General features: G+C 46.9%; 15 protein-coding genes. 3 read left to right on the top strand and 12 right to left on the bottom strand.

The window, feature by feature from the left end:
• Positions 1–12: 12 nt before the first annotated feature.
• From FYJ65_RS03765 to FYJ65_RS03735, 7 genes are all read right to left on the bottom strand, one after another.
• On the bottom strand, positions 13–1,470 hold the full coding sequence (locus FYJ65_RS03765; protein ID WP_154554022.1) for an MBOAT family O-acyltransferase: 1,458 nt from the start codon (positions 1,468–1,470) through the stop codon (positions 13–15).
• 24 nt (positions 1,471–1,494) lie between these two features.
• Positions 1,495–3,393, bottom strand: coding sequence for a CDP-glycerol glycerophosphotransferase family protein (locus FYJ65_RS03760; RefSeq protein ID WP_206157300.1), 1,899 nt, complete (start codon positions 3,391–3,393; stop codon positions 1,495–1,497).
• Positions 3,394–4,123: 730 nt separating this feature from the next.
• Positions 4,124–7,042 carry a bifunctional glycosyltransferase/CDP-glycerol:glycerophosphate glycerophosphotransferase gene (locus FYJ65_RS03755; RefSeq protein ID WP_154554020.1) on the bottom strand — a complete coding sequence of 973 codons (2,919 nt, stop codon included), beginning with the start codon at positions 7,040–7,042 and terminating at the stop codon, positions 4,124–4,126.
• A gap of 20 nt (positions 7,043–7,062) precedes the next feature.
• Positions 7,063–8,088 (bottom strand): ribitol-5-phosphate dehydrogenase, encoded by a 1,026-nt coding sequence (locus FYJ65_RS03750; protein WP_154554019.1) that lies wholly within the window; start codon positions 8,086–8,088, stop codon positions 7,063–7,065.
• A complete protein-coding gene (locus FYJ65_RS03745) occupies positions 8,088–8,795 on the bottom strand; it encodes an IspD/TarI family cytidylyltransferase (protein WP_154554018.1) in 708 nt (235 codons plus the stop codon). Before FYJ65_RS03745 ends, FYJ65_RS03750 begins: the two co-directional genes overlap by 1 nt.
• Before the next feature lie 63 nt (positions 8,796–8,858).
• Positions 8,859–10,016, bottom strand: coding sequence for a CDP-glycerol glycerophosphotransferase family protein (locus tag FYJ65_RS03740; protein ID WP_154554017.1), 1,158 nt, complete (start codon positions 10,014–10,016; stop codon positions 8,859–8,861).
• Positions 10,007–11,182 carry a CDP-glycerol glycerophosphotransferase family protein gene (locus FYJ65_RS03735; RefSeq protein WP_154554016.1) on the bottom strand — a complete coding sequence of 392 codons (1,176 nt, stop codon included), beginning with the start codon at positions 11,180–11,182 and terminating at the stop codon, positions 10,007–10,009. The genes FYJ65_RS03740 and FYJ65_RS03735 overlap by 10 nt, the downstream gene beginning before the upstream one ends.
• Positions 11,183–11,344: 162 nt before the next feature.
• Here FYJ65_RS03735 and FYJ65_RS03730 point away from each other — a divergent pair, with 162 nt between their 5' ends.
• The 3 genes from FYJ65_RS03730 to FYJ65_RS03715 all read left to right on the top strand — a co-directional run bounded on the left by FYJ65_RS03730 (position 11,345) and on the right by FYJ65_RS03715 (position 15,919).
• The gene (locus tag FYJ65_RS03730) at positions 11,345–12,829 is read left to right on the top strand and encodes a GH25 family lysozyme (RefSeq protein WP_154554015.1); all 1,485 of its coding nucleotides are present in this window, start codon (positions 11,345–11,347) and stop codon (positions 12,827–12,829) included.
• 219 nt (positions 12,830–13,048) lie between these two features.
• The gene (locus tag FYJ65_RS03720) at positions 13,049–14,761 is read left to right on the top strand and encodes a GH25 family lysozyme (RefSeq protein ID WP_154554013.1); all 1,713 of its coding nucleotides are present in this window, start codon (positions 13,049–13,051) and stop codon (positions 14,759–14,761) included.
• A gap of 111 nt (positions 14,762–14,872) precedes the next feature.
• Positions 14,873–15,919, top strand: a complete 1,047-nt coding sequence (locus FYJ65_RS03715) for a L,D-transpeptidase family protein (protein ID WP_154554012.1) — start codon at positions 14,873–14,875, stop codon at positions 15,917–15,919.
• A gap of 319 nt (positions 15,920–16,238) precedes the next feature.
• Here FYJ65_RS03715 and FYJ65_RS03710 read toward each other — a convergent pair whose 3' ends face one another.
• From FYJ65_RS03710 to FYJ65_RS03690, 5 genes are all read right to left on the bottom strand, one after another.
• Complete coding sequence (locus tag FYJ65_RS03710; protein WP_154554011.1) at positions 16,239–17,675, bottom strand: O-antigen ligase family protein; 1,437 nt, start codon at positions 17,673–17,675, stop codon at positions 16,239–16,241.
• 161 nt (positions 17,676–17,836) lie between these two features.
• The gene (gene hpf / locus FYJ65_RS03705; RefSeq protein WP_154554010.1) at positions 17,837–18,364 is read right to left on the bottom strand and encodes a ribosome hibernation-promoting factor, HPF/YfiA family; all 528 of its coding nucleotides are present in this window, start codon (positions 18,362–18,364) and stop codon (positions 17,837–17,839) included.
• Between the two features lie 161 nt (positions 18,365–18,525).
• Positions 18,526–19,209 carry an MBL fold metallo-hydrolase gene (locus tag FYJ65_RS03700; protein ID WP_154554009.1) on the bottom strand — a complete coding sequence of 228 codons (684 nt, stop codon included), beginning with the start codon at positions 19,207–19,209 and terminating at the stop codon, positions 18,526–18,528.
• 103 nt (positions 19,210–19,312) lie between these two features.
• The gene (gene pgeF / locus FYJ65_RS03695) at positions 19,313–20,080 is read right to left on the bottom strand and encodes a peptidoglycan editing factor PgeF (RefSeq protein ID WP_206157299.1); all 768 of its coding nucleotides are present in this window, start codon (positions 20,078–20,080) and stop codon (positions 19,313–19,315) included.
• Between the two features lie 19 nt (positions 20,081–20,099).
• A complete protein-coding gene (locus FYJ65_RS03690) occupies positions 20,100–20,828 on the bottom strand; it encodes a pentapeptide repeat-containing protein (RefSeq protein WP_154554007.1) in 729 nt (242 codons plus the stop codon).
• Positions 20,829–20,920 lie beyond the last annotated feature (92 nt).

Here is a 20,920-nt window from a genome sequence, read left to right as displayed (position 1 = left end):
CTCCTTTCTTCTCTAAAAGTTAAAATAAATGAACGGATTGTAGCTTCCGATGACAATATACGATACCGACACCAACAGGATGCTGACGATGAATACACCGGAAATCACATCCGCGGCCCATTTTCTTTTAGCAGAAACGTCTTCTTGTTTCAAGCGTTTTCCAATCCACGGAACCAGTGGTAAAGAACCTACAATCGCCGCCAGCCAGAAGTATCGGTACTGGGTTAGATAGAAGATTCCCGGTGCGGAAAGTCCCCATCCGTCGGCACCGAACATGCAGCTCATATAGTGTACAGCATCTCCCAGACTGTCCGCCCTGAAGAGCACCCACTCCATGATGACAAAGAACATGGTTGCGATATACTTCAGCGGATTCATCCAGCGGTATTTTGCCTCCTTATGGAGTCCCAGCTTCTTCTCTGTCACCAGAAGCACGAAATAGGTCAGTCCCCACAGGATGAAGGTCCAATTCGCTCCGTGCCAGATTCCCGTCAGGAGCCATACCACGAAGAGGTTGAAGATATGCCTTGCCTCCGTCTTCACTCGGTTTCCGCCCAACGGAATATAGACATAATCCCGGAACCAGCTGGACAGAGAGATGTGCCAGCGTCGCCAGAATTCCGTAATGGAACGGGAAACGTACGGATAATTGAAGTTTTCGTCGAAGTGGAATCCGAACATTTTTCCCAGTCCGATGGCCATATCCGAATATCCGCTGAAATCGAAGTAAATCTGGAAGGTATAGGCCAACGCCCCCAGCCAGGCCATCCCTGCCGTCAGCGGCATGTCCGCACCGAACCACTGCACCGTTCCGTTTCCGAAACCAAAAGCGTGATCCGCAATCAGCGCCATGTTATTGGCCAGCAGCACCTTCTTTCCCAATCCGATGATAAAGCGTACCACACCGTCGGAAAAGTCCTGCAGGTTCTCCTTCCGATTATTAATCTGATCCGCAATGGTTTCATACCGCACAATCGGTCCGGCGATGAGCTGCGGGAAAAATGAAATGTACAGTCCCACATTCAAAAGGTTCTTCTGGGCCTCGCCCCGTCCCCGGTACACGTCGATTACGTAGGAGATTGCCTGAAACGTGAAAAAAGAAATTCCGATTGGCAATGCGATTTCCGGCACCTTCCAGTGTGCGTGAAGCACCAAGTTCAGGTTTTTCACCGTAAACGCCAGGTATTTGTATATGAAAATAATCGCTAAATTAATAAAAACATCCAGTGCAATCAGCCACCGTACATTTTTATTCTCTTTAAGTTTTCCTACCAGCAGGCCAAAAAACCAGTTCACCAGAATGGATGCCATCATCACCAACACGAACCGTGGCTCTCCCCAGGCGTAGAAAAGCAAACTGGCCAGGCACAGAAAAATATTCTGCGCCCGGCGATTGAATTTGAGTGCGTAATTTACAAACAAAACTACCGGAAGGTAGACAAATATAAATACATTACTTGAGAATAACAACTTAGTGTTCTTTGTTCCTTTCCACTATTCTTCCAGCAATTCCTCTACTGCATGAGCTAACCGCTCACCGCTTTTTCCGTCACATGCAGACATGTAGCGATTTCTGAAATCTTGCACTGTCGCAACGTCTCTAAACTCACCATTGCAAATGTATTGCTCTAAGTCTCCATAATTTCGGAACATTTTTCCCGGCAGATCCTTTTCATAATCCAAATAAAAATCTCGATTGTACTCATCGTAATCGTAACAATAGAATACCATCGGCTTATTCAAGAGAGAATATTCAAAGATGACCGAGGAATAATCTGTAACCAACAAATCGGCAATGCACATCATTTCATTGGTAGTAAAATCATCTACCTGAATAATATTGTGATATTCTCTGTCCGGAATGCGATTCTGCATCACCGGATGCGGGCAAATTATGAACACCTGATTCCGTTTCAATGAATGACTTAATGATTCGAAGTCCATCACCGGATGAAAGATGTGTTTATCCTTTCCATTGGAATCCCGGAAAGTCGGGGCATACAGAATCACTTGTTTTTCCTTTAAATTCGGATATTTGTCCAGAATCTCTTTCTTTCTTTCATCCGTGTATTGTGACTGAAGAATTTCATCGGTGCGCGGTGCTCCGTACGCTTTCACTTTCTCCGGTTCAATTCCGAATGCACTTGCATATATTTCCCTCAAATTCTCTCCGCTCACCGATACCAAATCATAATCCTTATGATACAGTCGATCTACTTCCGGAAATAGATCGGTACCGTCCAGACCGAATTTCTTAAACGCGCCGGTGGCATGCCACAGCTGTACAAATTTCTGACCCGGCTTCTTTCCGAATTTTCGGAACAGATAGAAATAGTCGTCTGTTACAACCACCTTGCTGGAATACACCGCCTCGATTGCTCGTTCCATTTGTTCGTCGGTATAAGGCATCATGTGAACAAATACCACTTTCTCTGCCGTCGTCCTATTGTACACGTTTCGAATGTTTGGAAGCAATCCATCGTTACTCCGGGCCGTCACAAAAGCAATTTGATTTTTCAGCTTCAGCTTGCGAATTTTTTTACTCCAACGAAGTTTTTTTCGGTAGTCCGCTTCTCCCGCTGCATCCTTTTTTCGATGAAGTTCTTTAAGATAATTGTGATGAAGTTTAAAAAGTCTTAAAACCGTTTTCGGTATTGCAATCAGTGCTCCGCTATCATATCGAATAAGCCACCCGGCGATTTCTACATAAGAATAACGATACTGGTGCTTTAACCCGGTATCTCCCATCAATTTCGGATATATTTTTATTTTACTGTTATTAATATCAAGATAGAAATTTATTGTTTGTGCCATGTGAAGAGGTACCGATAGACGGAACCACCGACCGGCCAGCAATACTTCATCAAACCGATTTTTAATATCACCCTTTGAATAGGGGTGCAATTCTGCAGACCATTCTTTTCCGATTTCATCTCGTGCTGTCAGTTTCATCTCCTGATTCAATGTCCCGGCATCAATGGTTCCGGTAATACACAGCATTTCACCTTGCACATTCAGTGTATAAATCCGAAAAGCGTCGTGCTTCAAATTGACTAAGCGGTGTCCCTTCCACGTAACAGCGCTTTTTTCCGCCGTGGAATTCCGGAAAATATCGTGACCGTATTTTGCCGCATACAATCCCATTCGCTGGGTTTGAACTGTGCCGGGTGCACTATCAATAATATCATCCGGTATCCGGTGCAGTTCCTCTCGAAGCAATGAGAGATATGCATTCTGTTCTTCATCGGTAAACGCCTGCGGTGTGTCCGCCCCTTCCATGTATTGCTTCATCACGTACAGCATTACGTTCCAGATGTAATATTGACTTGCTTCATCTGAAGCTAACAGTTCCAGTCGACGGAACAGAATATTGAGATTTCGGACATATTCCATTCCGGCATTCGACTGCTGACTGCTAAGCCGTTCCGAATTCCGATAAATGAAACTTGCAGATGATATAATTCCGACATTGGGATTATTCATCAGCATCCGAGAAAGCAAATATAATTCACGGCCATACAGAAGCTTCTTCCCGTTCGACAGTTCCTTAATCCCTTCCTTTAAGGCCTCCGTAAGGAAAATTACATTGTTTAAAGAAACCGAAATGCTCCGAGGTTTTTCTTTCACGTTAACGATATGGTTTCCATTTTTGTAAAGAAATCGGAACGTGCTTTTCGCGGAAGTCTTTTTCTGAAAAATCTCCCGGCACATAAAGAAACTCGGCGGCACAGCACACTGATTCATATATCGACACGCTTCTCCCAGCGCCCCTTCTTCCCATCGATTTGAGAAATCGTAAAAAAGGGCATACTTCCCGGATACAGTGTTAACCATACTACTCGCATCTGAATCAGTTACTCGAACCATGTTCAAATATGTGTTGGAATACGACTGAAGAATGTCACTAATCTTTGAATCATTCTGTCCGACTGCAAATACCAATTCCAACTCTTCTTTGGGAATATTTTGATTCAGCAAGCATTCCACACCTGCTTGAAGGTCTTTTTCGTCGTCGCTTCTCCAATCGTCAATTGGAATAATTATGCTCAGAAGTTTTTCCATATAACCCTACTTTCGAAATAATAAAATGAGCATGACTCCACGCATCATGCTCACTTCAATTCTACAGCTTTAATCCTACTTCATCCAAAATCCGCTCTGTGGAGTGCCCATCACAGGAACGCATAAACTTTTCACGGAAAGCATGCATCTTCTCCCGATCGAATTCCGTATCAATATGGGTAATATAATCGATAATCTCTTCTGTACTGATTAATACCGGTCCCGGTGCCATTTCGAAATAATCGTAATAGAAACCTCGCCAATCGAAATACACATCCAAATCATAGGCGAAGAGAATAATCGGCTTCTCAAATAAGGAATATTCAAAAATCAGAGAAGAATAATCTGAAATACAAATATCCGAAGCGCAGATTAAGTCTTCAATTTCCATCGTATGGGATACATCGTACACAAAGGAATCTCGATATTCCAGCGGAATTTCCGGCAGACGCTTTACCAACGGGTGATGCTTTATCAGGATAATATATTCATCCCCCAAGGATTCATACAATTTCTCGTAGTCAAAGTGATCCGGTCCATACGCACTTGCGACTCTTCCTCGGAAGGTCGGGGCGTAAAGAATAATCTTTTTATCCGCCGCCGCAGGAATTTGTTCGAGAATTCGCTGCTTTGCCGCATGAATATAATCATCTTGGAAAAACACATCCGTCCGACTGACTCCTACCGGCTTAACATTACCCACACCTTTCAGCTGCATGGCCTCCTCGTAAGCCCATACCACTTCCGGGCTGCTGACGCACACCAAATCGAAATTGCGATACATCGGATACCGTTTCTGCTCTTTTGCATTTCCGCCAAAAATCTTGTCCGCTGTGCTAAATCCGAACTTCTTAAATGCACCGCATCCATGCCAAAGCTGAACGATTTTTGTTTCCGGTCGCTTATTGATTCCGCAAGTGGTCACCGTCGCCTCATCCAAGAATACGTAATTTGCAGTTGCCAAGTCCTTGATTAAATCCAAATCCACCTTAAATTTCTGTCGATAGCGAAGCGATAGGTTCAACAGGAATTTATTATGAATGTTAAACTTACCGGATTTTTCCAGCAGATTGTGAACGTAAGTCATGGAATTCGGCAATGCCGGCTTTCGATTGACGATAAAAAGAACTTTGTTCTTCTCAATCGGTTTCCGTGCATGCCACTTGTAATATACCGGAAACAATACTTTTAACGTCAAGAATTTATATCCTTCTCGCAGCTTACAATTTCGCCACTTCTTCAAACGAAGGGATATGGTTTCCACTTCAGTGCTTTCCTTCTCAATTCGATTCAGGCGTTTTTCCTCCTTGCGGAGCTTTCGCTTGTACCCAAGCTTGACCCCAACGTTCTTGACCTTTCGCAGAATATCACTGTCACTCATATTTGTAACAAAGGAGTTATCTTCGAACTTAATGTAAGAAGAATTTCCGTATAATCGATTCAAGTCCTTCGTGGAATCCGATTCAAACAATCGCTTCTTTGCCAGGAGATTTTTTATGCTGAAAATCTTATTGCTCCATATTGCATCCAATTGATTGTATTTGGAACGCTTCTTTATTACCGAGAATTCGTTTGTAAATACAGTGGACTGTGCCTCCAGTTTATGAAAACGCTCTCCGTCAATTTTACAAATCGGCGCAGTGATAAACGTTTTGTCATGAATCCGCTTCATCATCTGTGCAACAGTTCGAGTCGACGGATATACCGGCTCCTCCACTATAATGCAATGAGTGCCCTTTGCTTCCTGCAGCGCCGTCTTTTTCCATTTCGCCAAATTGGCATGCGGCCGCACGTGAAAGTTTTCCTTTTTCAGATAAGTTTCCGGAACGGCATCTATCAAGGCTTCATCCAAAAGGATTTCGAATGAAACGAAAATTTGCCCGTAATACGCTTCCAACATCTTCTCTACAGATTCTTTGGGAAGTTCTGCTGTTACCAAGACCGAAAGAAGTGGATTCTCCGCAAGCTCCTCCCGATTCATCAGTCCCACATCCATCTGAAGGTCCGAATTGTCTTCCAATAAAGCTTTCCATTGACTCGGGAACATATTCTCTCTGCATTCTTCCAATGATTTCTGAAGAAGCAAATAGAGTTCCTCGTCACTGTTCCAAAGCAGCCGATAATACTCATCCAGAATAGAAATTTGAGCGAACCGCTTCCACATGGTCGACCGAATCAATTTCCAATTCCAGAACATTTCGTCTTTCGCCGCCTGAGTGGCATCAGAAGCGTTCACCTCGTTCAAGCTTTCTGTCGTTTCTTCATCAATTGCCTGAATTATTTCCATCAAATTTCGACGAAGGTCTTTGAATGCGGAAGAATTTGCCTTCTGACTTAAAGAGGCATCCTCCCAAAAGGAATTCTTCACATATTTGTACACGATAGACGGACAACCTGTAATCTTCTCCACTTTTTGAATATATCGGAAAATAAACAGTCCATCCTCGGCATGCTTCGTTCCGTTGAAGCGTAACCGGAATTTCTCAATTATATCCCGTCGGAATAATTTGTTGCACAGAGTGAAGTTCCAACAGAGAGATTTGTGATACTTCGGAATATCCGTTTCATTCGAGAGATTTCTAGAGGATTTCGGCATATAATCTTCCGTCATGTACTGTATAGTATGACGCCCGATTACCAAATCCGCCATATGTTCTCTGGCCGCATGGTAGAGGTCATTCAACGCATTCTCCGGCACTTCGTCATCGGCATCAAAAAAGGCGATATAATCTCCTTGAGCAACATCCAGACCATGATTTCTGGCTGCGCTAACACCTTGATTTTTCTGACGGAATACCCGAATTCTGGAATCCTCCGATTGATACTGCTCTAAAACACTCTGAGTATCATCTTTGGATCCATCGTTAATTACAACAACTTCAAAGTTTTCAAATGTCTGTGCCTTGATTGCATCCAGCATTCGCGGCAATGTTGCCGCTGCGTTGTATGCCGGAATAATAACCGATACCTTTGGTGACATTAATATCTATAATCCTTTCGTTATTTCTTCCACACCATAACGGTCTTTCCGCCGTGTTTCTGGATATCCGCATCGAACGCATGGGTCATATCCTTGATGGTGCGGACCTCTACGATTTCGCCGATAATGCTGGACAGATAATCCACTACTTCCGGATGTTCCTTGTAGAACTGCAGCAAATGGCGGAAATCATCCGCGCTGCTTCGGCTGCTTCCGTAGAGCGTCAATCCCTTCTCCAAAATCATTCGAGTGTTAATCGGTACCGGATCTTCGGAAACGCCCAAAGCCGCAATGCATCCTTCCGGATTGATGTAATCGATAATCTGATTGATGGATGTACCGGAACCGGCTTTACCTACGCATTCAAACCCGTGATCGATTCTCAAATCTTCCGGAATGGCATCGATGAAGAAAGTCTCGTCCGCAAAAGCGAAGTCGTCCATCTTGTATTCATGCTTTCCGAAGATGTACACCTTGCTCTCCGGGAATCTCTTCTTCAAAAGCAATGATGTGATAAAAGCAAGATTTCCATCGCCCCATACGCCCAGCACATTTCTTCTTCCATGTGCTTTCCGGTCAAAGCGATTGATGGCGTGATAGCTTACGGATACCAGTTCGGTAAAAGCAGCAACGTAATCGTCGATTCCGTCCGGCACGGCCACAACTCGATCCCGTCTCATGGCTACGATATCCTGCATAAAACCGTCAAATCCGCTGGCACGGAATTTGCTGCTGCGCAAATAGTTCTCCGCAACGATGTCATCTTCCTCCATCGGAGTATTCGGTACCATTACCACCTTCTGTCCCGGTTCAAAATCTCCTGCCGGATCGTAGATTACTTTACCGATTGCTTCGTGAATCAATGCCATCGGCAATTTTTTCTTCAGCACTTCCGGCGGCCTGGTTCCCTGAAAATAGCGCTGATCCGCATTGCAAATGGAAAGATGTGTCGGTCGAACCAGCACCGAATCTCCATTTACATCAATGTCGGAAAACTCCGACTCAATTCGTCGCGGCTCTACCAACCGATATACTGTATTCAGCATTACTTCTCTCCTCCCAGCAGCGTTTCTGCCAACTGAAGATCATACGGATAGGTTACTTTGATATTAAAGGTCTCTCCCTTAATCAATGCCACCTTATCACCCTTTACAACAAACACCTTCGCCGCATCGGTCAGAATCTTCCGTTCATCCTCGCTCAAGGTTTCATACAAATCCTTGAATCTCTTCGCCCGGAAACTCTGCGGGGTCTGTCCCTGATAGTAGTTCGCCCGGTTCGGAATGCTAGCAATGGTCTCTCCATCGACGCTTTCCACGATGGTATCCGTTGCCGGAATTACCGTATCGCAAGCGATTCCCTTTCGAACGGATTCCACATTCTCTTCCAGAATTCGATGCGTCACGAAAGGACGAACCGCATCGTGCGTTACCAAAGAGGTCTCTTCATTCAATCCGTCGGTTTCTTCAATGTAGCGAATGGCATTCATGATAGTGCCGTTTCGATCTTTTCCGCCTTCAATCACAACCACATTGCTGTTCTCCGGAAGGTGTTTCCGAAACAAATCCTTCGTATAGGTAATCCACTGTGCCGGGCACAGAACGATCACCTTCTCAAAATTGTCATTGATGATAAATTTCTCTACTGTATGAACAATAATCGGTTTCTTTCCAATGTGCAGGTACTGCTTCGGACGATCCACATTTCCCATTCGACTTCCGATGCCACCTGCCAGAACAACGCCGTATACCATTTTTCTTCCTCCCTCATGTATCAGAGTTAAATCATGTAATTATATCTTATATTTGTATAATATTCAAGAATTGCCGGACTTCGCCAGTTCCTGAAGCACCCATTCCGCCAACCGACGGGTATTTCCGGTCCCCGGCTGTACGTATTTCTCAATGAAAGACCGATTTTCATCCGGACACATATCGGCTCCTTCCGCCCTTCTTTTAACATCTTCATACACCCGTTCCAGCAACTCGGTCGGCTCCCGATATTTCTCCAGCGGAATATCCTTCATGAAATCGATGATAAAACCTCTCCGCTCCAGATACCGATCCAAATCGAACGTGTATAGATAGATTGGAATTTCCGCTGCCGCCGCTTCATAGATAATGGATGAATAGTCCGTAATCAACGCATCCGTTAGGCTGAACAGCTCCATCGCCGTAAATTCCGGACATTCAAAAATCTCATCTCGATGGATGCCGGTTCGGTCCACCGGATGGAGTTTCACTATCAGATTATACTCTTCATAATTGAACGCTTCGAATAAAGAATCTAAATGTTCTGTGATATCCTCTCCATTTCGAAATGTGGGAGCATAGAGGACATTGGGGCGTTTGCCCAATTCCGGATACCTCCGAATAATTTCTTCCCGCTTTCGGCGGCGGTATTCCCGGTCCGTCAGCAAATCTGTCCGCGGCAGCGGGCATACTTTTACCCGAGATTCCGGCATACGAAAGGCCTTCGCATAGTAGGGCCGACAGAATTCACTGCTGCAGATAGCATATTCGTAATTTTCGTGCATGTGCATCGCCTTTGCCAAGGCCTCGCTGTGTCCTTCTTCCGTTCCTACCGCATAGTACCCGAACTGTTTCAGCACACCCAGTGCGTGCCACAGCTGGATAATGGAAAGCTCCTTCCGATGATGGAGAATGCTGGCATTGATGCAATACCCTTCCAGAAGCACGACTCTGGATGTAGCGAAGACGTGCATCTCCCGGGTTACCATGTACCAAAGATATTTAATTTTACCCGCCAATCCCGGTGGAATCATCCGGTTCAAGGTTAGAATTTCTACCTCCGGATTCTGACGTTCCAGTTCTTCCTTCAGGAGGCGCATATCCAGTGTCAAGGTGCTGCTCTGCCGGCTCACCATGGCGATGCGATTCCGAACCGGGAACAGCTTGTGAATTCCGTAGATGCCGTTACAGATGGCAATGGCAATTTTCAGCATTATCTGCATTCTTCACTCCCGTTCTTCTCAAATACCCATTGGATAACCCGTTCCGTGGCGCGGCCGTCGCATGCGGACATGTATTTCTCCCCGAACTTCCGGCGAATCTCCGACTCGTCCTCCGCCGACGCCTGAATTGCCGAAATGAGTTCTTGCGGTGTTTTTGCCACCGGGCCAAAGAGGTATTCCTCGTAATCAAAATAGAAACTCCGGCCGTTATAGTAGGTGTCGAAATCATACGGATAATACACCACCCTGCCGCCGGTCAAATAGTAATCGAAAATAACGGAAGAATAATCCGTAATCATCACATCCGTAACCGTCAGGATATCGTTAATTTCCCGTTCTTCCGAAAGGTCCAGAAAGAAATCCGGATACTTTGCGAAATCCGGCATCCGGACTTTGCCGTTTGCAAGATTGTTGTACAGTGCCGGATGCCATTTAAAGGCCCACACATATTCCTCGTGAAGTGCTTCGTAGATTTCATCCAGCGGAATCCGGTTGAAATCATAGCTTGCATCATCCGCCCGAAGACCTCGATACGTCGGTGCAAAGAGAATCAGTTTCTTTCCCCGCAGCTGCGGATACGTCTCGTGCAGCCGTGTCTTCGTTTCCTTCAGATATTCCTCATCGAAAAAAATATCCGTCCGGGGAACACCGGTGGCCCGCACTTTATCCGGAGTTACGCCGAATGCCTCTGCATAGCAAGAATTAATGGCTTCACTGCTGGTAATCACGTGGGTATACTTCCGGTATCCTTTATGGATGCGAATATTCTCATTTCCTTCCGCCCGGCTGTATCCGAATTTCTTGAAGGCGCCGGCACCGTGCCACAGCTGGCAGATTTTCTGACCTTCTCGCACCTTGTAATACGATGTGTAACGGAAATAATCCTCCAGAAAAACAACTTCTGCCGTGGTCATGTCATAGACTAATTTGCAGAACTTTCCGAAGGAACTCCAATTCCGCCGATCTGCTTTGAAATACGTGGCTCTCTCGTAGTCTTCGCCCATGGCGTCATATACGCACTTTAAATTTCCGCCGTTCTCTGCGCGAACGTCGGAAATAAATACCGCTTTGTTCTTTCGCACCGGACAGAAGATGCCGATAATCCGGTTCAACAGAATAAAAACGCCGGCAGTCATAAGATTTATACAATATCTGATATATCTCATTGGTATCACCTCAATATAGTGCGATTTTAGCACATAACCGCCCCTGTCACAAGTTAACCGATAAAATATTTCCGCCAGTTTACAAATAATATTATTGCATTTTATTCCCAACAATGATATTATCCTTACAGGTATTTAAGAAAGGGCAATGACGAAAGCGTTATGATTCAGAAACACACGAAGAAAATCAATATCGGAATCGCAATTCTGGCGGTGCTTCTTATTTTTGCGCTGGCCATGGTTCCGGCTCAGGGAGCAACCAAGAAGAGCAAGACCGGCTGGAAGAAGTCCGGTTCCTATACGTACTACTACTACAAGAGCGGCAAATACTACAAGAACCGCTTTGCCACCATCAAGGGAAGCAAGTATTTTTTTGATGAGAAAGGTCGCCTTGTTAAAGGACATTTTTCTCATGAAGATAATTACTACTACTCCGATGCCTCTTCCGGCAAGGTGAAGACCACCGCGGGATTCGTGAAATACGACGGCAATCGCTACTACGTCACCAAAGGCGGCACCATCTATACCGGCCACACCTTGAAGTTTAAAGGAAAGAGATATAAGGCTTACGCAACCGGAAGACTGGGAACCGGCGTCTTCAAATACGGAACCGTTTCCCGCTTCTACGCGGACAGCAACGGCGTGGTAAAAACCACCCCGGGATTTGTCAATTACAACGGAAACCGCTACTATGTGAACTCCGAAGGAAAGATTGAATGGGGTCACACCTTCAAGGTTTCCGGCTACACCTATAAGGCGTATGCCACCGGCCGCCTGGGAAAAGGAATCTTCAAATACGGATCCAAGTACTATTACGGTGATTCCAACTGCCGGGTGAAGACCACCAAGGGTTGGATTAATTACAACGGAAAGCGTTACTATGCCGCATCCGGTGGAAAAATCTATCAGGATCAGTTCATCACCGTAAGCGGAGACCGGTACTACGCCTCCTCCACCGGTGCCATTCAAACCGGCTCCTTCAAAGTGGATGGAAAGAACTACAAGACCACATCTACTGGCCGGATTATCGAGCTGAATACCGGCAAAGCCATCGGAATCGATGTATCCTATTTCCAGTACGAAATCAACTGGAAGAAGGTGAAAGCCTCCGGCGTGAAGTTTGCCATCATTCGCTGCGGTTACCGCGGAAGCACCAACGGCAAGCTGTACACCGACAGTACTTTTATGAGAAACATCAAGGGCGCGAAAGCAGCCGGAATCGATGTGGGCGTCTACTTCTTTACGGAAGCGATCAATGCGAAGGAAGGCAAGGAAGAAGCCGATTTCTGCATCAAGCAGATTAAGAAATCCGGTGTAAATGTCACCTATCCGGTTGTCATCGACACCGAGAACCTGTCCGGTGCACGGGCATCCAGCAGCAGACTTTCCAAGACCAAGAGAACCGAAGCGGTTCAGGCGTTCTGCAAGCAGGTAAAAGCCAAGGGATATACGCCGATGATCTATGCCAGCACCAGTTGGCTCAACAATCAGCTCAATATGAGCAAGCTGTCTGACTACTATGTATGGGTTGCTCAGTATTACAAGAAGGTCACTTACGGCGGCTCCTATAAATGCTGGCAGTACACCAGTTCCGGCAAAGTAAACGGAATCAGCACCCGCGTAGATATGGACTACTGGTATTATTAAATCGCCATCATAAATTTACACACCTATACACATGAGAATTTGATTTCGGTACAACCTACACATACCGTATCACTTTCCCGAAGAAAGAGATGAGATTTTCCCTCATCTCTTTTTTGTTTTCCCTTATATTCTTTCCTTCCGGAAGCTCCTATATTATAATTAAGGAATAACAATGCAGATTTTATTCCGTCATCAACCATCAAATGAAAGGATTTTTTCATGAAATACAATCGAATTATTTTATCCGCAGTCATTACACTTGTAATGATGCTCGCTCCCCTTCCCTGTTTCGGGGAAACGGATGTCCTGCAATACACTGCGGATCCGACCAATGCGGAAAGCTGGCAAAGCTGCGATTCGAATCAATCGGTCACTTTTGAGCAGAATAAGAAAATATACCTGCGTTTTTCAGCTGCCGAATCCACTGAATCCGGCACCTCTTCGCAGGAAGACTCCGGCACTGCACCGGTTCTCCGGCAGCGTTCTGCGGATACTTCTAAGGAAATCCTCCTTCAGCCGGATTCGGAAGGTCTCTATCTTCTGAACACCGATGAAATCGGCAGCTGGGAAATCCTATATGAAGACAGCGTCCGGATGCGTTTTACGGTAAAAGAATCGAACGCGATCCAACCGCCGTCCGAGAAACCGTCCAAACCCAAGAGCAAAGCCGGGGTCCTTCGCAAAGGAAAATATTATTTTTACCGGGACAGCAAGGGAAAGATTCGCAAGAAAGCCGGATTTGTCACCTGGAACGGAAATAAGTATTACGTTCGAAAAGGCGGCCGAATTCAGACCGGAAAGACGTTCAAGGTGGGTAAATACACCTATCGGGCGAACAAAAAAGGTCAAATAAAAGTCGGCGTATACAAATGGGGAAAAAGCTATTATTACTCCAGCAGCAAGGGGCGGCTTCGGAAGTCCAAGGGCTTTATCACTTGGAAGAAGAACCGTTACTACATTCGAAAAGGCGGGAAGATTCAGAAGAGCAAAGCCTTCCGAATCGGAAAGTACACCTACCGGGCCGGTTCCGACGGGCGCATCAAGGTGGGCGTGCACAAATGGGGAAAGTACTATTACTACTCCACTTCCAGCGGAAAACTGCGGAAGAAGGCCGGCCGGATTACCTGGAAGGGAAAGTCCTACTACAGCCGAAAGAGCGGCACCCTGTATACCAACCGTTTTTATTTTAGCGGAAGCAACATTTACTACGCCGGGCCGAAGGCCGCTGCCCTCACCGGCACCTTTAAGGTGGGAAAATACACCTACACTGCGAACGCATCCGGATCCATTATCTCTTCGAATCGGAAATATATGAGAGGCATCGACGTTTCCTATTATCAAGGGAAGGATATCGACTGGGCAAAGGTGAAATCCGGCGGCATCAGTTTCGCCTTTCTGCGGTGCGGCTACTCCGGAACGAAGGATGGAAAATGCCATCCGGACAGCACATTCAATGGAGATAAAAAACACAAGGGAAACATACAGCGGGCCACCGCCGCCGGAGTGGACGTAGGAGCCTACTACTTCTCGCAGGCACGCACGGTAAAAGAAGCTCAGGCGGAAGCCGCCTTCGCCGTCAAGCAGGTGAAGGAATCCGGCTGCAAACTCAATTTGCCGCTGGTTATCGATACCGAGAATTACCCGGGCGGACGAGCATCCTCCTCAAAGCTGAACCGGACCAAGCGAACCGCGGCGGTAAAAGCTTTTTGCGACTATGTGAAATCCAAGGGCTATACCCCGATGATTTATGCCAGCACCAGCTGGCTCAACAACAACCTGGACATGAAGAAACTGTCCGGCTATCGGGTATGGGTGGCGCAGTACAACGACACCGTCACCTACAAGGGCTCATACCGATGCTGGCAATACACCAGCTCCGGGAAAGTTCCGGGAATCAGCGGACGAGTGGATCTAAATTATTGGGCATTGTAGTTTCCAATGCAGTCCCCAAAATTGAACCATTCGGTTATAGCTTTCTGTTACGAAAAGGGCTACACTGAATGGGAATAATTATCAGAAAATCAAAGGAAGGAATTCAGACTGATGAAACATTTTGGTAAGAATCGGTTTATTTCATTTTTCGCGCTGCTGCTCGTCCTAACCCTGGCGCTGAGCATGAACAGCGTCTTCGCAGCAGACACCGCTGCGACCGGTACCGATTCCGCGGTGCAGCAAGAATCCGGCGAACCACCGGCTTCGAAAGAGTCGGATTCAGCGGTTTCGGAGCAGAATCCGGAACAAAAGCAAGAACAGAAACCGGAAAATTCTGCATCTCCGGAAAACCCGACCACCCCGGAATCCCCAAAGAACTTGGGCTGGGTTTCGGACAACAATGAGACCCGCTATTACGATACGGAGAATCATTTTGTCACCGGAATGAATACCATCAAGGGAAAAAAGTATTATTTCAATAACGACGGTATCCTGCAAAGCGGAATTCTGAAAATCGGCAAGGCGTATTATTACGCCGATGAAAAAGGAGTGATTCGCACGGCGAAAGGTCGTTTCCGGTGGAAGAGCAACACCTATTATTGCAATAAAGGCGGAAAGCTCACCACCAAGAAGATGGTGAAGTCCGGAAAGCATTACTACTATTTCGATTCCGCCGCTAAGGCGAAAACCAAGGCGTTTAAATACCACGATGTCACGATCCGTCCCAACAAGAAGACCGGTGCCATCACCAAGAAGCAATACCGCCGGGCAAGCTACGGTCCGTACAATTACAAAAATTATATTCTGATCGACATCAGCAACCAGACGCTGAAGTACTACGTCAAGGGCAAGGTAAAACTAAAGAGCAATGTGGTCACCGGCGGCCGAGGATGCGGAACGCCTACCGGTCGATTCAAACTGCATCACAAAGCTCGGAACGTAAATCTCACCGGTCCGGGATACGTAAGTCACGTAAGCTACTGGATGCCTTTCATCGGACAATCCTACGGAATGCACGATGCCTCCTGGCGTTCCCAATTCGGCGGTTCCATCTACAAATACAACGGCTCCCACGGATGCGTGAATATGCCGCGCTCCAAGGTCAGCAAGCTGTACAAGATGGTTCCGAACGGCACACGGGTCATCATCCGGAAGTAAGTCCGATTATGATTTTCCTTCTGCTCTTTGGGATTTAACAAAGCAAAAACCTGCACCGGTCAGCAGCAGCTTAGCGAAGCTTTCCAGGTGCAGGTTTTTTTCATTCTTGGGCGCCGGCATAGGCACCGGGGACCCGAACTAGAGGTCCGCGATGGATTTAAAATACGAATTAAGATCTTGATTGCATTGATAGATTCCTACACTATTTCTGCATTATCATTTCCGGCGCATCCCGATAAAACACAAGCGATAACAATCATTGTAATCAGAAAGAATAAGTTCGCTTTTTTCATAAATTCACTCGACTTTCGTTAACTCCTCACCGTTTCCCCTTCCCGGAGCTGTACCCCAGCATGATAAAGAAAAACGGTGTGGTATAGAACATGGCCACTCCGAAAAATGAAGAGATAAAATACGCCAATGCGGCGGAAAACGCCATCAGTGCATAGGGATCTTTCCAGGCACCGCTCACAAGGTGCCTCAAGAAAATCATCAGCACCGCCACGGTATAGCACACCGCCGCCGGGACGCCGAAGAACAGCGCATAGGTCAGCAGCTCGTTGTGGGGATTGGAAATGCCGATATCGTTCATCATCCGGTCTGCCATCCCCTCGCAGCCATATCCCAGAAGCGGATGCTCTTGAATGTACTGCACGGCTTTGACCCACTGACCCCACCGATTGGTTCCGGCCGATGCCGCATCGGAACTTCCGGACATGATTTTTCCAATATCTTGCAGCAACACCACGAAATTGTCGAACTGGGCGTTCAGCAGCACGCCCCCCGCCAGCGGAATAGCGATGATCAGGGACGCCACCGATACCGCCCGCCACTTGCTCTTCGGCAGCTTGATCAGCGACAGGAACAGCACCACCAGCAAGCTGATGAAAGAAGCCAGAATCGCTCCGAAGGTGTTGTTCATGAACAACACGATTAAGTTCAGCATCCCGGACAGGAAGCCGAATTCCCGCACCCACACTTTATCGCCCACGATAAAAGCAGTTACCGCCACCATCAAAGCCATGGCCAGAAAATATCCGTAGTGATTGCTGTTAAAGAAGATCGCACTCAGGCCTTTTTTCCCGGAATAAGCCGAAATGTTCAGGAAGAATTGATGCCCAATTGCGGTAACGCCCAGCACATCCGCGGTAAAAAGAAAGGACAGCAGCACAAACTTCCGAAGCTGCTGCAGCTTGACTTTGGAAGAAACGAAGTAATAAATCAATATGTAAAAGGCAAAATGGAAGATGCCCTGATTCCGATACGGGATTCCGTGGATGGCCTTCCCATCGATGCCGTTCACCAAGGTGGAAAGCGCCATGCAGATCATAAAGATACCGAAAAACAGGAACTCCGGATTCCGCTGCAGGAGAGGCTTCTTTTTCACCGGAACCATGTTGGACAGCACGACATAGAGAATTCCTACAATAATGATAATAAAATTGCCAAATTGAAAAAGCTCCGGGAATTTCGTGTACTGTTCCTTCCCCATTGCGGAATTCGTTACCGCCAGAAAAATCTCCCGGAGGGTAATAAGAATCACAATCATGGCCGGTATGGTGGCCAGGAAGTCCAGTATCCGACTCTCGGAGGTGGTATATGCCCTTTGTTTCGTTGCATGTCTTCGGCCGCCGCCGTTCTTCCGAGACGCATTCCGGGATGCCCTGGAACCCGCCCGGGTCCGGCCGGCATTTCCGTGCTGAGATGTTCGTCTCGACACCGATGCGCCCTGTCTCCTCGGAGTTCTTCTACTCATGTCAATATATTACCGTAGGGTTTTTGCGGTGTCAAGAAAATGGGCGCAAGGCCGGGGAATTACCTATTTTTACTTCATAAAAACAGGGCTGCCTCGATGACAGCCCCATAAAATCAATATTCAGTTGTCCGGTCACGTCCGGATAGGGATCGGATTGCCTTCTATCTGTATGTTTCAATTAAACCGTATGCATCGCCCTTCCGTTTGTATACCACGTTGGTGGATTCCGTATCCATATCGAAGTATACGAAGAAATTGTGTCCCAGCATCTCCATCTGAAGAATGGCTTCTTCATAATTCATCGGCTGCAACTCGAACTGTTTTCTCTTCACAACAGTGAGATTATCTTCTTCCTCTTCATCGTTCGGAATGAACTCGAACTTCAGCGCTTTGTTCTCCTTGTACCGGGATTCCAGCTTGCCTTTGAATTTCTTCATCTGGCTGGACAGTCGGTCGATGATGAGATCCATTGCCTCATACACGTTGTCCGAAATCTCTTCGGCACGAAACAGTGTCTGCTTGGTATTGATCGTTGCTTCCAACTTCGTCTTGTCCTTAAACTTCGAAACAATCACATTCGCGGTAACATCTTCATCGAAGAACTTCTCTAATTTCGAAAATTTCTTCTCGATGTTGTCCTGCAGACGCTCACTCGGCTTATAATTCTTCGCTGTAATCATAACCTTCATAGTTGTGACCTCCTTTAATTGGGTTAATTGAATTATACCACATCTCTCCGAAAATGTGTTGTCATTTCCAAATAAAAAAGGTGACGCGGCGGAGAACTTTTTGTGTTCCCACCGGTCACCTTTGGCTTCATTAAATTTGTTTTTGCCGCATCCGAATGGGGCTACTTCGCATTCTTTGTATTGCTCATTTTCTCCATCTCGCCGATGCTCATGAACTTCTTGGTCATGTTCTGCGGCTGGAGAACCACTACCTTTGCCGGATAATTCTCGTCCAGGTCCAGGGTGTTCAGGGAATTCACCCACACACCGGAAAGACGCAGGGTGTAATCGTATACGGTGCCCAGCTCCGGCAGATCGAATTCGCTTTCTACGCTCTTGTAGTGCATCGGAATGGTATGTCTGGCATCCAGATCCACGGTGAGTTGTGCCGCCTGTGCCGCATCCAATGTGTAGACGCCGCCTACCGGAATCAGCAGTGCATCTACCTGATACAACTGTCCCATCTGCTCATCTGTCAGCTCACAGCCCAGGTCGCCCAGGTGTGCCACCCGCTGATTCTTTGTCTCGATGATATGAATTTTATTCTTACCGCGCTCGGTGCCGTTCTTTTCATCGTGGAACGTATCGATGGTGGTAATCTTAAACGGAGAAGCCACGGTCTTTACGATTTCCACATTGTCTACAGCATTGTGGTCGTCATGCTCATGACTCTTCAGAACCTCGTTGGCCTTCTCTCGAACCGGAGCCAGTCCCGGGATGCAATCGTCCTGATACGGATCGATAATGATGGAATATCCACCCTCTTCAATTTTGAAACACGAATGTCCAATCCATGTAATTTTCATAATAACACTCCCTTTACTTCAATTTTCAACACTCATATTAGAATAACCTATTCAGCGCTTTTTTTCAACCGAATTCTCTGCCTTTATGGGGTTGGCGCAAAATCTACCGAAGCATCAGCAATGCGCAGTGACCGCCTCTCTTCAATCCATCCCGGCGATGGGAGAAAAACAAGCTTGGATTTCCGTAGGTACACCGGTCCTGCATGTCGATATGATCCCCGGGAACGCCGGCCGCTTCCAGCACCAGCCGGTTCACCCCGGCGATGGAGACGTGATATTTATTTTTGACCGTGTCGTAGGAAATCATTTCCTCTGCCGGAATATTCATGGCCCGTACCGCATCCACCACATCCCGGTCGCATTCAAAGTATTCTTTGGAAATGCACGGACCGATCATGGCCACCAGGTCTGCCGGTTCCGTTCCGAACTCCGTCTGAAGTTTTCGAACCGCTGCTCCGGCAATTTCCTTTACCGTGCCTCGCCATCCGGCGTGCACCATACCGATGGCTTTTTTCACCGGATCGTACAGGTACACGGGCGTGCAGTCCGCATGATAAGTTACCAGCGCCACACCGGGCACATTGGTCACCATTCCGTCCACATCCTTCATTCGGGTTCGGAAAAGCCCCTGCCCCTTGTTGCGCTCATCCACCCGAACCACGTTGTTGGTATGGGTCTGGAGACCGATGACCAGATCCTGCATACGGACTCCCAGGTCTCGGCACCATATTTCGTAATTCTTCATGACATCTTCCGGATCGTCCGGAAGGGTGAGGCTCAGATTCATGGAATCGTACACCCCGGTGCTGACACCGCCGGTACGGGTGTTAAAACCAAATACGATATCATCGCTGTAATCGTTAAAATTCATAAAAAACAATAATCCTTTCCTATTTCGATTGATAATCCACGGCCTGCTGCCGTTCCATAAAGAAGTGAATTCCCTGAGAGGAATCCCGCCAACGGTTCTCTTCAAACCCGTTGGCCGGCTCCACCCACTTCCCCACTTCGTAGTAGAAATCCGGATCCACCGTGGACTGGGCCCAATCATAGGATTTTGTCTCATCAATGCTCTTGATGGACAGCACCTTCGCCTTATTGCACCGGCAGGTTTCCGCCGTGGCCGACACCCGCTTGGCATCCGCCGGCACCAGAAGCTGCACCACCCGAAGCTCCGTGCAGCACTTCCAGGCGATGAACGGCCCGGTTGCCGGACATACCATCCGGAAAAATTTCGTGTCCTCGTTATCCGTTATATCCTCGGTATTGGCATATTCAAACAAAGTATGGTGGAAATTGGAACCGGAGAAATCCGCTCCCCGGAAATTCATCCACCGGAAATTCGCCTCCTGCACGTCACAGTACAGAAACCGAATGCTCTCCGTACTGCACTCCTTGAACCATACGTGATTCAGATTGCATTTTCGAAAGGTGGTTCCGGTCATGTTTACATTGGTAAAAACACTCCACTCGAAGTCAATGTTCTCCGGAATGTCCCAGCCGGAAATATCCGCATTTTGGATTTCGCATTTCCGAAGATTCAACGTTTCTTTTCCGTCGTGATTTCGAATCATCTCCAGAATTTCATTAGTGGTATAACTCTGTTCCCATGAATTCATCGTTTTCCTCCCCTCTTCATCCGTGCACCGGAATATTACACGTAAAGTATATTCTGTTTGAGGAGATAAGTCCACCCATTTCGCCCAGCGAA

This window comes from Mogibacterium kristiansenii (assembly GCF_009695905.1).
Classification (GTDB): domain Bacteria; phylum Bacillota; class Clostridia; order Peptostreptococcales; family Anaerovoracaceae; genus Mogibacterium_A; species Mogibacterium_A kristiansenii.
Note: the sequence above shows the minus strand (reverse complement) of the source record. Positions and strands in the feature narration are given on the sequence as shown.